Raw genomic sequence first — 11792 nt, 5'->3', positions numbered from 1 at the left:
GTACGGCGGTCGGCGCGTTCTGGTCGCTCCCCGCGGCCGTGGGCGCCGGGGCCGGCGGCTACCTGCGCCGGCTGGACGCGCGCAGGGTCCAGGCGGTACGGCAGGCCCGCCGGGCGCAACGCGTCCAGCTCGCCGGGGACCTGCACGACTTCGTGGCCCACGACGTCAGCGCCATGGTCGTCCAGGCCCAGGCCGCCCAGGTGCTGCTCCGCGGGGATCCCGACGAGGCCGCGAGGGTGCTGCGGCGGATCGAGTCGGACGGCACCCGCGCGCTCGCCTCGATGGACCGGACGATCCGGATGCTGCGCGAGCTGGAGTACGGCGCGGGCGCCGGCCGTACGACGTCGCCCGGCGCTAGCGAACTGCCCGAGCTGATCGCGCGCTACGCGGATGGCGGCGCGGGCCCGATCGAGCTGGACATGGCCCCGGGACTGGACCGGGCGCTCCACCAGGAGGCGAGCACGGCCGTGTACCGCGTGGTGGTCGAGGCGCTCACGAACGTGCGCCGGCACGCCCGCCCCGGCTGCTCGGTCACCGTCGAGCTGACCGGATCCCCGGGATCCGGCGTCGTGCTCACCGTCACCGACCAGGCGGGCGACTCCGACCGGCCCCCGCGTGACCTCACAGGCCGGCGCCGCGGCGGAGTGGGCCTGGCAGGCCTGGCCGAGCGGGTCGAGGCGCTCGGCGGCGTCTTCACCGCCGGACCCGTCCCTCCGGCGGGCTGGCGGGTCCGCGCCGAGCTTCCCGCCGCTCACCTGGAGCCGGTGCCATGACGATCCGGGTGCTCATCGCCGACGACCAGGAGCAGGTCAGGTTCGGGTTCCGCACCATTCTGGGGGCCGCTCCGGACATCGAGGTGGTCGGCCAGGCCGCCGACGGCGTGGAGGCCCTGGAGCTGGCCGGACGGCTCCGGCCCGACGTGGTGATCGCCGACATCCGGATGCCGCGGATGGACGGGCTGGAACTGACCCGGCGCCTCTGCTCCCCCCGACACGCCGGTGGGCGCGCGAGTGGTCGTGGTCACCACCTACGACCTGGACGCCTACGTGCACACCGCGCTGCGCCACGGCGCCTGCGGCTTCCTGCTCAAGCACTCGGGTTCCGGGCTGCTGATCGAGGCGGTACGCGCCGCGATGACCGGCGACGCGCTGATCAGCCCGTCGGTGACGGTCCGGCTGCTGCGCGAGCTGTCCGGACGGCACGAGGAGCCGGGCGGGGCGCAGCCGCTGACCGGCCGGGAGCTGGACATCGTCTCCCTGGTCGCCGACGGCCGGACCAACGCGGAGATCGGCGCCGAGCTGTACATCACCGCCGGGACCGTCAAGACCCATCTCGCCCACATCCAGCGCAAGCTCGGCGTGCGCAACCGGGTCGGCATCGCCGCGTGGGCCTGGGAGACCGGCCACCGCCGGCCCGGGCGCTGACCGGCTCCGGCCGCCGGTCAGGGTCCGGGGCGAGGTCCGGAGGGCTCCGGCGCCCCGTGCGCGTGCGGGATCGGAGCATCGACGCCGGCCCCGAGGCGATGCCTGGTGGGGACCGGCCGGGTCCGGGAGGGGGCGTTCACTCCCAGGGCGGGGTGAGGTCGCCGGCGCGGTCGGCGTAGTCGTCGAGCCAGGCGCCGAAGAGGACCAGGCCGCGGACCCAGAACCGGTCGTTCCAGCCGTTGAAGCGGGCCAGCGCGTCCGGGCCCTCGGCCACCACGGCGTGCAGGTGCTCGGAGAGCAGCGACGGCACCGCCCGCGCGACCCGGGTCAGCATGGCGTGGCCGTAGGCGCGGGCCGGCGCGGCGGCCGAGCGGAGCGGGACCCGCTGGAGCGGCTGCTTGACCACGTTGGTCGAGGGCAGCGCGGCCACGCGCGGGTTGGCGGCGTGCAGGACCTCCCGGTAGAACCGGCCCTTGTCCTTGCGGGCGACGCCCACCGAGAGCGCGGCGTCGAAGAAGGCCGGGTGCATGAACGGCGCCGCGAACGAGACCTCGGGGCCGACCAGGTTGACGGGGGAGCGGGCGATGCCCCGGGCGGTGCGGGTGTGCAGCACCGACAGGGGCAGCTCGGCCCGGTGGCCGTTGAGCATGGAGGTCGACTGGGCGAACGCGGTGCGGACCGAGTCCGAGATCCACTCGGACGCCCGCTCCGACAGGAACGGCACCGAGGGCGCGCCCAGCGCGAGCGAGCCGAGCAGCGCGGCCTTGCGCTCGGCCTGGGTGGAGGCCTCCAGCGCGGCCCCGCTGACCATGAAGTTCTTCAGCAGCGGCCCGCCGGCCAGGCCGTCCACCAGGGTCCGCCCGGCGCGGTGCACCTCGCGGGCGAACGGGGCGTACCAGGCGTGGTGCGGGGTGAGGAACTCCAGCCTGCGGGCGACGGACAGCGCGTCGGCGGGGTAGGCGGCGGGGTCCTGGGGGATCACCCGGTGCCGCACGCCGAGCTCGCGGGTGATCGCGCGGGCGAAGGCGATGTCGGTGTCGGTGCCGTCGTCCGGGCTGGTCGTCCACGACTCCACGTCCGCGCCCCGGGCCACCGCCACCGAGCAGAGCAGCCGCGAGTCGTACCCGCCGCTGACCGGCACCAGCAGCGGCCGGGAGTCGAACTCCTTGTAGACCTCGTGCAGGATCTCCAGGATCTCCCCGGCGCTGCGGCCCGCCTCGAACGGCTCCTCGCGCAGCCAGCGGGGCAGCCGCCGCTCGACCGCGATCCGGCCCGACCGCTTGCCGAAGACCAGCGCGCTGCTCCCGGCCAGCCGCTTGACCCGCGCGTACGGGGTGTCGTCGCGGAGCGGGAAGGTGACCTGGACGATCGCCGCCCAGGCGTCCCAGTCGACCTCGTACGGCGTGCGCGCCAGCGCCAGCAGCGGCTCCAGCAGCGAGGAGAAGTAGACGGCCCCGCCGACGGAGACGTAGTAGACGTCCACCAGTCCCAGGCCGCCGGCGTGCAGGGTGACCCGGTCGCCGTCGTCGATCAGGCCGGGCGTCTCGTAGGTCTCGGCCACGGTGATCCACGGCGCGGGCCCGGACGGCCGGCGCTCCCCCCAGGCGAACGCCCAGGTGCCCGAGTCCGCCCGCACCCCGTCTCCGTGCCCCGCGTCTCCGTGCCCCATGTCTCCGCGTGCCGGGGCGCCGTCGCCGCCCCCGGCGTCCTCCCGCCCGGTGCTCCCTCGTCCGGGCTCGGGGCCCCGGTGGTAGGGCGGCAGCGGGGAGGAGCTGAACAGCGCCGCCTCGGCGGTCCGCAGCGCCGGCCGTACCCGGGGTCCGGCCTCGCACAGGGCGGCCAGGACGGTCTCGTCGAGCCGGCCGACGCCGCCGCAGACGTACGGCCTCACATTGAACGTCGGCCACTGCACCGTGCTGACTCCTCTGTGTCGGGATTGACCAAAGGGTATCCTTTCGCCCGGCTCAGGAATCGGAGGACGACGTGGCGAGCGAGCGACTCGAGAGCACGCGGCAGGCGTTGCGGGAGGCCATGGCCCAGGCGGAGCGGGCCGCGGAGCTGGCCCGCCTGCTGGACGCGGCCCAGGCGAGGATCGCCGACGCCGAGCGCGCGGTAGGGGAGCTGCGCGAGGTCCGGGAGCGGCTGGCCGAGGCGGAGGAGCGGCTGGCCGAGGCCAGGAGCGCGGAGGCGGCCCTGCGCAGGGAACTGGCCGAGCAGCGCTACCAGACCGAGGTGGCCCGGTGGAAGCTCTCGTCGGTGCAGGTGGCGCGCTGGTCCCGGATCGGTGACGCGATCAAGACCGGCAAGAGCAACCCGGTGCGGCTGGCCCGTGGCCTGCGCGGCGCCGCCAGGCCCGCCAAGCGCCCGGCCGCGCCCAAGCGGCAGCCGGTCCCCGAGCCCCGCGACCAGGCCAGGCCGGTGCCCGGCGCGGCCTTCCAGGCCACCACGTCGACCAGGACGCTGGACGGCGCGTCGTTCCGGCTCAAGCCCTTCCGCGTCCCCACCGGCCCGAACACCCGCCCGCACCTGACCGCGGCCGTCGTCGCCGACCCGCACGCCGAGGCGCTGCTGCGCTACGAGTGGCGGCAGACCACCGGGTTCACCCCCCGGGACTTCGCCCGCGTGCTGGCCGCCGAGGTGCCGCACCTGCTGCTGGTGGAGTCGGTCACGCAGGGGCCCTGGGCCGAGGAGCTACGCGAGCCCGGCGAGGGCCTGCGCGCGCTGCTGGCCTGGTGCGCCGAGCGGGGCATCCGCACGGTCTTCTGGCACACCGGGGGCGAGGTCGCCGACCTGGCCCCCGCGGCCGGACTGTTCGAGCACATCGTCACCGCGCGGACGGCGTCGGTCCAGGCGTGGGGCGCCGTGCTGGCGTCGGCGGAGCCGGAGCCCGGCCGCCGGGCCCCCTCCCTGGGCCTGCTGCCGTTCGCGGTCCAGCCGCGGGTGCACAACCCGCTGCCGCTGGCCTCCGGCCGGTTCGACCGGGTGCTCTCCCTGGAGGAGCTGCTCCCCGGCCACCTGTCCTATCCGGACGTGCTCACCTCCTACCGCTGGCCGAAGGCCGTGGAGTGCCCGCCCGGCACCGAGACGTGGCGGCTGGCCGAGCTGGCCGCCTGCGGCACGCCGATCGGCGCGCCCGAGGGCGGAGAGCCCGACGGGCGCCGGGCGCACGCCGCGCTCCGGCAGGCCTACGCCTCCGGCACGATGACCGACAAGGTCGACGACCTGCTCGACGCGGTCGGCCTGCCCAGCGCGCGGCCGACGCTGGGCATCTCGGTGATCATGCTCGACCGGGGCGACCCCGAGCGGGCGCTGGCCCTCCTCGCGCCGCAGCAGGGCGTCGTCCAGCTGGTGCTGCTCTCGCAGTCCGAGGAGGAGGGGGCGGCCGAGGAGGCGGAGCGGCGCGCCCGCGCCGTGCTGGGCGGGCACGTGGGCGTCGTGGTCCGCCGCGCCGACCCGGCGCTCACCACCGGCGCCCTGCTCGACCGGGCCCTGGACCTGTGCGAGGGCGATCTGGTGGCCGTCATGGACGCCCGGGACTCCTACGGCGAGCACTACCTGGCCGACCTCGCCCGGGTCTTCACGTTCACCATCGCCGACATCGCGGGCAAGGCGGCCTACCACGCCCACCTGCGCGACGTCGGCGCGACCGTGCTGCGCCGTCCCGACGCCGAGTACTCCTACCTGCCCGAGGTGGCCGGGGCCACCCTGCTGGGCCGCAGGACCGTGCTGCGCTCCCTGGGCTTCGCCGACCTGTCCGAGGGCTGGGACGAGGTCCTGATGCGGCAGTGCCGCACCGACGGGGTCAAGGTCTTCTCCGCCGACCGCTACGGCTACGTCCGCCTGCGCGACCACGACGCGGACCTGCTCGGCTCGGCCCGGCTGGTCGAGTACGGCCCCGCCGAGCCGCACGCGCTGGTCTGACCGTGACGCCCGGCCGGCTCGCCGAGGTGCTCGGGGCGCCGCCGGTCCCGCGGGGGACGTGGGAGCGGGAGGCGCTGTACGTCTCGACGGCCGCGCTGCGCCAGGGGGGGCGGGCCGGTGAACGGGCCGAGGGGCTGGCCCTGCGGCTGCGCGCGCTGTCGGGGATCGAGGAGGTCCGGGTACGGCCCGGCGGATTCCTGGAGATCGTGGTGGCCGTCCCCGGCGAGCTGGTCGCGGAGGCCGGTGCGGACCCCGCCGACCCGGCCGTCGCGGGCGCGCCGGGCGCGGCGCGCCGCGTCCGGTCTCGCCCTGGTCCCCGGTCTCGCCCTGGTCGCCGGGCACCTGGGACAACCCCGGGTTCGTCGTCGGGTACGCGCACGCGCGGGCGGTCGCCGTACGGCGCTGGGCGGCGGAGCTGGGCGTGGCGGGGGTGTTCCGGCCGGAGCTCCTGGCGGACCGGTGGGACCGGGCGGTGCTCCGGGCGCTGGCGGAGGCGCCGGGCAGGAGGGTGAGCCGGGATCCCGGGTGGGCGGCCTACGCCGAGCGGCTGGCCCTGGCCTACCACGACGCGTTCGAACGGGCTCCGGCGCTGCCGCGGGGGGGACGGGGAGGCGTCGGCGCTGCACGTGGCGCGGGTGCGGCTGGCGGGAGCCGTACGGGAGGTGCTGGCGGAGGCGATGGCGGCGGTCGGGGTGATTCCGCCAGATAGATTGTGATGAATCATCCGAAAACGTATTGAGGAGAATCGGTGAGCGGTCCGCGCGACTGGTCCCCTCACGGCGCGTCGAGGCCCGGCGTGGTCCGGCGGACGCTGCCCGTCCTCCTCGTCTTCGCCCTCCTGCTCGGCGCGCTGTTCTACCTCCGCGACGACCTGCGGGAGCTGCTCGGGACCGCGCCCGGATCGGCCCGCTCGGCCGTGGCCACGCACCTGCTCTACGAGAAGACCGGCCCGGTCGGCGGCCGCTGCCCCGGCCTGCCGAAGGACCTCGACGCCGACCCGGACGCGACCCTGCGGGTGATGGCGGGCTGCCTGGACCGCATGTGGAGCGCGACCCTGGAGCCGGCCGGCGTCGACTACGAGCCGCCGGCGGAGCTGCGGCTGATCGCCACCCCGGAGGAGGCGGCCTGCGGGATCGACGACTTCGACTGGGCCGGCATCTACTGCTCGGGGGAGCGCATCGTCAACGTCCTGACCGAGGACGACGGGGAGGAGCGCGACACCTTCTGGACGATGTTCACCCTCGCCCACGAGTACGCCCACCACGTCCAGCAGATCACCGGGATCGCCGACCAGAACGGCTCGGAGGTCTTCGACGAGGCGTGGTCCCGCCGCCTGGAGCTGCAGGCCGACTGCATGGCCGCGGCGTCGCTGCGCAATGTGCACCCCTACCTGCTGAACGACCTGCGTCGCAGCGCGGCCTCGGGACCGGACGAGGCGGACGCCGGCGCGGACGCGGCCCGCCAGTCGCACGGCTCCGGCGCCAGCGGCGCCCGGTGGATGCTCCGCGGGCAGCAGAAGGGCACGCTCGCCGGGTGCAACACCTGGAAGGCCCCGGCCGAAGAGGTCTCCTGAGGTTCAGGATCCGTCGGAGACGCCAAAATCTGCGGCGAGAGCGGGTGAACGCCTGAAAAGTTCGCGTATCCGTGGGCGATTCCGTCTCGACAGGTGAGCAGGCGTCTCATCCGGATCAGCGGGTCCGATAGCCTCTTTTGGGTGAGTCGATTCGTCCACCCCGCCGGTGACCGGCACGCCGAGATCCTTCCCGAGGACCGCCCGCCGCAGGCGCCCGCCGACCTCAACACGCTCGACCCGACGATCTGGCCGCGAACGTCCAGCCGCGCCGACGGCTCGATCACGATCGGCGGCGTGGACGTCAGGGACCTGGCCGAGCAGTACGGCACGCCGCTCTACGTGGTGGACGAGGAGGACTTCCGCTCCCGCTGCCGCGAATACCGGTCCGCGTTCGAGGGCGGCGAGGTCCACTACGCCGGCAAGGCGTTCCTGTGCCGCGAGGCCGCCCGCTGGGTCATGCAGGAGGGCCTGGGCCTCGACGTGTGCAGCGCGGGCGAGCTCGCCGTCGCGCTGAGCGTCGGCTTCCCGCCCGAGCGGATCACGATGCACGGCAACAACAAGTCGCCCGCCGAGCTGGAGCGGGCCGTCCAGGCCGGCGTCGGGCACATCGTGGTCGACTCCTACGAGGAGATCGCCCGGCTGGGCTTCCTCGCCGAGCGGCACGGCGTGCGGCCCAAGGTCCTGATCCGGGTCACCGTGGGCGTGGAGGCGCACACCCACGAGTTCATCGCCACCGCCCACGACGACCAGAAGTTCGGCCTCTCGCTGAGCAGCGGCGCCGCCGCCGAGGCCGCGCGCCGGATCCTCGCCCTGCCCCAGCTGGAGCTGGTGGGCCTGCACTCCCACATCGGGTCGCAGATCACCGACACCGCCGGGTTCGAGGTGGCCGCGACCCGCCTGGCCAAGCTCATGGTGCAGATCCAGCAGGAGCACGGCGTCGTCCTGCCCGAGCTCGACCTCGGCGGCGGGTACGGCGTCGCCTACGTCGAGGGCGACGAGACGCTCGACGTCAAGGAGATCGCCGACAGCCTGCGGGAGATCGTCGCCAGGGTGGCGCGGGCCGCGGACCTGCCGGTCCCCCGGCTCACGGTCGAGCCCGGCCGGTCCATCGCGGCGATCGCGGGCGTGACGCTCTACGAGGTCGGCACGATCAAGGACGTCGAGGGCCTGCGCACCTACGTCAGCGTCGACGGCGGCATGAGCGACAACGTGCGCACCGCCCTGTACGGGGCCGACTACACCGCCCGCCTGGCCTCGCGGGAGAGCGGCGCGGCGCCGATGCTCTCGCGCCTGGTCGGCAAGCACTGCGAGAGCGGCGACATGGTGGTCCGAGACCTGTGGCTGCCGCAGGACCTCGCCCACGGCGACCTGATCGCCGTGGCCGGGACCGGCGCCTACTGCCGCTCGCTGGCCAGCAACTACAACTACCTCCCCAAGCCGGCCGTGGTCGCGGTCGCGGGCGGGGCGTCCCGTGTGATCGTCCAGCGGGAGACCGAGGACGACTTGCTGAGAGGACAGCTGTGAACCAGGTTCCCGGGAAGAAACTGAAAGTCGCGCTGCTCGGCTGCGGCGTCGTCGGCTCCCAGGTGATCCGGCTGATGCGGGAGCAGGCCGACGACCTGGCCGCCCGGATCGGCGCGCCGCTGGAGCTCGCGGGCGTGGCCGTGCGCCGGCCCGGCCGGGCGCGGGACATCGAGGTGGACCCCGCGCTGATCACCACCGACGCCGAGGCGCTGGTGACGCGCGACGACGTGGACATCGTGGTCGAGGTGATCGGCGGCATCGAGCCGGCGCGCTCGCTCATCCTCGCCGCGATGGGGGCCGGCAAGTCGGTCGTCACGGCGAACAAGGCGCTGCTCGCCGAGGACGGCGCGACGGTCCACGCCGCGGCCCGGGCCGGCGGCGCCGACCTGTACTTCGAGGCGGCCGTCGCGGGCGCGATCCCGCTGATCCGGCCGCTGCGCGAGTCGCTGGCCGGCGACCACGTGCACCGGGTGCTCGGCATCGTCAACGGCACCACGAACTACATCCTCGACAAGATGGACTCCTCGGGCGCCTCGTTCTCCGACGCGCTGGAGGAGGCCCAGGCCCTGGGCTACGCCGAGGCCGACCCCACCGCCGACGTCGAGGGCTTCGACGCCGCGGCCAAGGCCGCGATCCTGGCCGGGATCGCGTTCCACAGCCGGGTGACGGCCGCCGACGTGCACCGCGAGGGCATCACCGAGATCAGCGCGGCGGACGTGGCCAGCGCCAGGGAGATGGGCTACGTCATCAAGCTGCTGGCGATCTGCGCCCGCTCGGATGACGGCCGCTCCTTCGGCGTCCGGGTGCACCCGGCGATGATCCCCAGGACCCACCCGCTGGCCGGGGTCCGCGAGGCCTACAACGCGGTCTTCGTCGAGGCCGAGTCCGCCGGGCAGCTCATGTTCTACGGCGCGGGCGCCGGCGGCGCGCGACGGCCAGCGCGGTGCTGGGCGACATCGTGGCGGTGGGCCGCAACCGGCTGGCCGGCACCCGCGGCCCGGAGGAGTCGACCTACGCCGACCTGGCGGTCCACCCGATGGGCGAGACCGTCACGCGCTACCACGTCTCCCTGGACGTCGCCGACAAGCCGGGCGTGCTCGCCCGGGTCGCCGACATGTTCGCCAAGCAGGACGTCTCCATCCAGACCGTCCGGCAGGAGGGACTCGGCGCCGACGCCCAGCTCGTCCTGGTCACCCACCGGGCCAGCGACGCCGCCCTGTCGGCGACGATCGAGGGCCTGCGGGAGCTGGACATCGTCCGCGACGTGGTGAGCGTCATGCGGGTCGAGGGCGAGGACGCCTCCTAGCCGTCCGTCCGGAGCGCGTTCCCGGGGTTCGGCCGGGACGCCCGCACCGCCGTACCCGGAAGGCCCCGGAACGCCCCGGAGGGTCCGCGCACCCGCCGGAGGCGTTCCGGGGGGAGCGGCCGTCCGGGCGTTTATGAGCGTTCGGTATGGAAATGGCATGAAAGGCACCATGGGTCGGTAAGGTGCTTCCAGATGTCGCCGGCCCGTTCACCCTCAGCCCGGTCCGGGTCATCCTCCGGGCCGGCCGTCCGCGTGAGCCTCCCCCGAAGGAACCCCGCATCATGAAGACCTCCGGCCACCTCGCGGGTGTCGCGACCGCACTGGCCCTGCTCGTCCCGTCCGGCCTCCCGGCCCACGCGGCGCAGGCCGCGGCCCCGGGGAAACCGGTGAAGCCGAGGACGATCGTCTCCCTCACCTTCGACGACGGCGACGCCAGCCACGCCGCCGCCGCACGCCTGCTGGAGAGGCACGGCATGCGGGGGACGTTCTACGTCAACAGCGGGACCATCGGCCGCAAGGGCAAGCTCACCGGACGCCGGCTGGCCGCGATCGCCAAGGCCGGGCACGAGATCGGCGGTCACACGCTGGACCACTCCCGGCTCACCGAGCTCTCGCCCGACGAGCAGCGCACGCGGATCTGCGACGACCGCCGCGCGCTGACGGAGCTGGGCCACCGGGTCACCACCCTCGCCTACCCGTTCGGCGCGGTGGACGCCGACGCCCGCAGAACGGCCAGGTCGTGCGGGTACGGCGCGGCCCGGACGGTCGGCGGGCTCAGGGGATGGGGCTGTTCCGGCTGCCCCGGCGCGGAGAGCCTGCCCCCGGCGGACCGCTGGGCGGTCCGCACGCCCGGCTCGGTCGGGGAGGACACGCAGGTGCGGCAGATGCGGCAGCAGGTGCTCAACGCGGAGAAGGCCGGCGGCGGCCTGGTCCCCCTGGTCTTCCACCGCGTCTGCGACGGCTGCGGCACCTACTCGACCACCCCGGAGCGGCTGGCGGAGTTCCTCGGCTGGCTGGAGAAACGCGAGGGGCGCGGCACCGTGGTCCGGACCATGGCGCAGGCGATCGGCGGCAGGCCCCGGCCGCTGCCGGCGGAGTGACGCTGCCGGCGGAGTGACGCTGCCGGTGGGGTGACGCTGCCGGGATATGCGTCAGTATGGTGCCTTGTGCCCTCCACCACCCTCCGGCTGCCCGGCCGCCCTGTCACGCTCCTCGGGCTGGTCGCCTGCGCCTACGTCGCGGTCCAGCTGATCGCCCTGCCGTACGGCATGCCCCTGGAATGGGACGAGGCGGTCTACACCAGCCAGGTGGCGCCCGGCGTCCCTGACGCGATCTTCAGCGCGCCCCGGGCGCGGGGGATCGTCTGGCTGGTGGCGCCGGTCGCCTACGTCACGAGGGACCCGGTCGCCATCCGCCTCTGGATGACCCTGCTGTCCGGGTTGGGTTTCCTGCTGGCGTTCCTGCCCTGGACCCGGCTCCTGCGCCGGAGCGTCCTGCTGCTGTCCGCGGCGCTGTTCGGCGGCCTGTGGACCGCCGTCCTGTACGGCGCGCAGGTCATGCCCAACCTCTATGTGGCCTTCGGCTGCGCCGCCGCGACCGGCTGCCTGCTCCTCGCCCTCAAGGACGGCTCCACCAGGGCGTACGCGGGCCTCGGCGCGTCGGTCGCCGCGGTGGCGGTGCTGCGTCCGGGCGACGCGCTCTGGCTGGCCCTGCCGCTCGCGCTCGTCAGCCTGCTCGGCCGGCGGATCAAGCCGGCCGCGGTGGTGTCGGCCGGAGTGGCGCTGGGCTTCCTCCCGTGGGTCATCGAGGCCTACGTCTCCTACGGCGGGCCGCTGGAGCGGTGGCGCGAGGCGGGTGAGGTGCAGGGCGGGCTCTCGCTCGCGCCGGGAGCCCTCCACCAGTTCAAGACGGCCAACGGCCCGCTCTTCTGCCGCCCGTGCACGATCCCGCTGGAGGACCCCTGGGCGGCGGCGTGGTGGGTGGTCCTGCCCGCCCTCGCCGTGGCCGGCGCGTTCCTCGCCCGCCGGGCCGCCGGGACCGCGGC

At 74.8% G+C, this 11792-nt stretch carries 8 protein-coding genes and 3 pseudogenes; 10 read left to right on the top strand and 1 reads right to left on the bottom strand.

The genetic code is table 11. From position 1 onward, the window contains the following. The 3 genes and pseudogenes from ACWJ6R_RS19315 to ACWJ6R_RS19305 all read left to right on the top strand — a co-directional run. Nucleotides 1–773: sensor histidine kinase (locus tag ACWJ6R_RS19315; RefSeq protein WP_449063563.1), on the top strand; the 773-nt coding region annotated here is incomplete at its 5' end. Further along, a pseudogene (locus ACWJ6R_RS19310) lies at nt 770–922 on the top strand (response regulator transcription factor); the annotation flags it as partial. The gene ACWJ6R_RS19315 and the pseudogene ACWJ6R_RS19310, both read left to right, overlap by 4 nt. A 76-nt stretch (nt 923–998) precedes the next feature. After that, a complete protein-coding gene (locus ACWJ6R_RS19305; RefSeq protein WP_449063562.1) occupies nt 999–1424 on the top strand; it encodes a LuxR C-terminal-related transcriptional regulator in 426 nt (141 codons plus the stop codon). A gap of 136 nt (nt 1425–1560) precedes the next feature. On the opposite strand, the gene ACWJ6R_RS19300 is transcribed toward ACWJ6R_RS19305, so the two are convergent. Continuing rightward, nucleotides 1561–3336 (bottom strand): asparagine synthetase B family protein, encoded by a 1776-nt coding sequence (locus ACWJ6R_RS19300; protein ID WP_449063561.1) that lies wholly within the window; start codon nt 3334–3336, stop codon nt 1561–1563. Between the two features lie 71 nt (nt 3337–3407). Between ACWJ6R_RS19300 and ACWJ6R_RS19295 the strand changes: the two genes are divergently transcribed. The 7 genes and pseudogenes from ACWJ6R_RS19295 to ACWJ6R_RS19265 form a co-directional block, all read left to right on the top strand. Next, nucleotides 3408–5345, top strand: a complete 1938-nt coding sequence (locus tag ACWJ6R_RS19295) for a hypothetical protein (protein WP_449063560.1) — start codon at nt 3408–3410, stop codon at nt 5343–5345. A gap of 2 nt (nt 5346–5347) precedes the next feature. Next, nucleotides 5348–5857 carry a hypothetical protein gene (locus ACWJ6R_RS19290; RefSeq protein ID WP_449063559.1) on the top strand — a complete coding sequence of 170 codons (510 nt, stop codon included), beginning with the start codon at nt 5348–5350 and terminating at the stop codon, nt 5855–5857. A gap of 236 nt (nt 5858–6093) precedes the next feature. Beyond that, nucleotides 6094–6918 (top strand): neutral zinc metallopeptidase, encoded by an 825-nt coding sequence (locus tag ACWJ6R_RS19285; RefSeq protein ID WP_449063558.1) that lies wholly within the window; start codon nt 6094–6096, stop codon nt 6916–6918. Between the two features lie 141 nt (nt 6919–7059). Next, a complete protein-coding gene (lysA, locus tag ACWJ6R_RS19280; RefSeq protein ID WP_449063557.1) occupies nt 7060–8442 on the top strand; it encodes a diaminopimelate decarboxylase in 1383 nt (460 codons plus the stop codon). 74 nt (nt 8443–8516) lie between these two features. Beyond that, nucleotides 8517–9748, top strand: a pseudogene (locus tag ACWJ6R_RS19275) (homoserine dehydrogenase). Between the two features lie 281 nt (nt 9749–10029). Then, nucleotides 10030–10848: a polysaccharide deacetylase family protein gene (locus ACWJ6R_RS19270; protein WP_449063556.1), complete on the top strand. Its 819-nt coding sequence runs from the start codon at nt 10030–10032 to the stop codon at nt 10846–10848. Between the two features lie 66 nt (nt 10849–10914). Continuing rightward, a pseudogene (locus tag ACWJ6R_RS19265) lies at nt 10915–11792 on the top strand (hypothetical protein); the annotation flags it as partial.

The organism is Planomonospora algeriensis, assembly GCF_977012225.1.
Note: the sequence above shows the minus strand (reverse complement) of the source record. Positions and strands in the feature narration are given on the sequence as shown.

Coding starts and splice junctions, on each gene's coding strand:
- ACWJ6R_RS19270 (WP_449063556.1), top strand. CDS start 10,030: ATGAAGACCTCCGGCCACCTCGCGGGTGTCGCGACCGCACTGGCCCTG.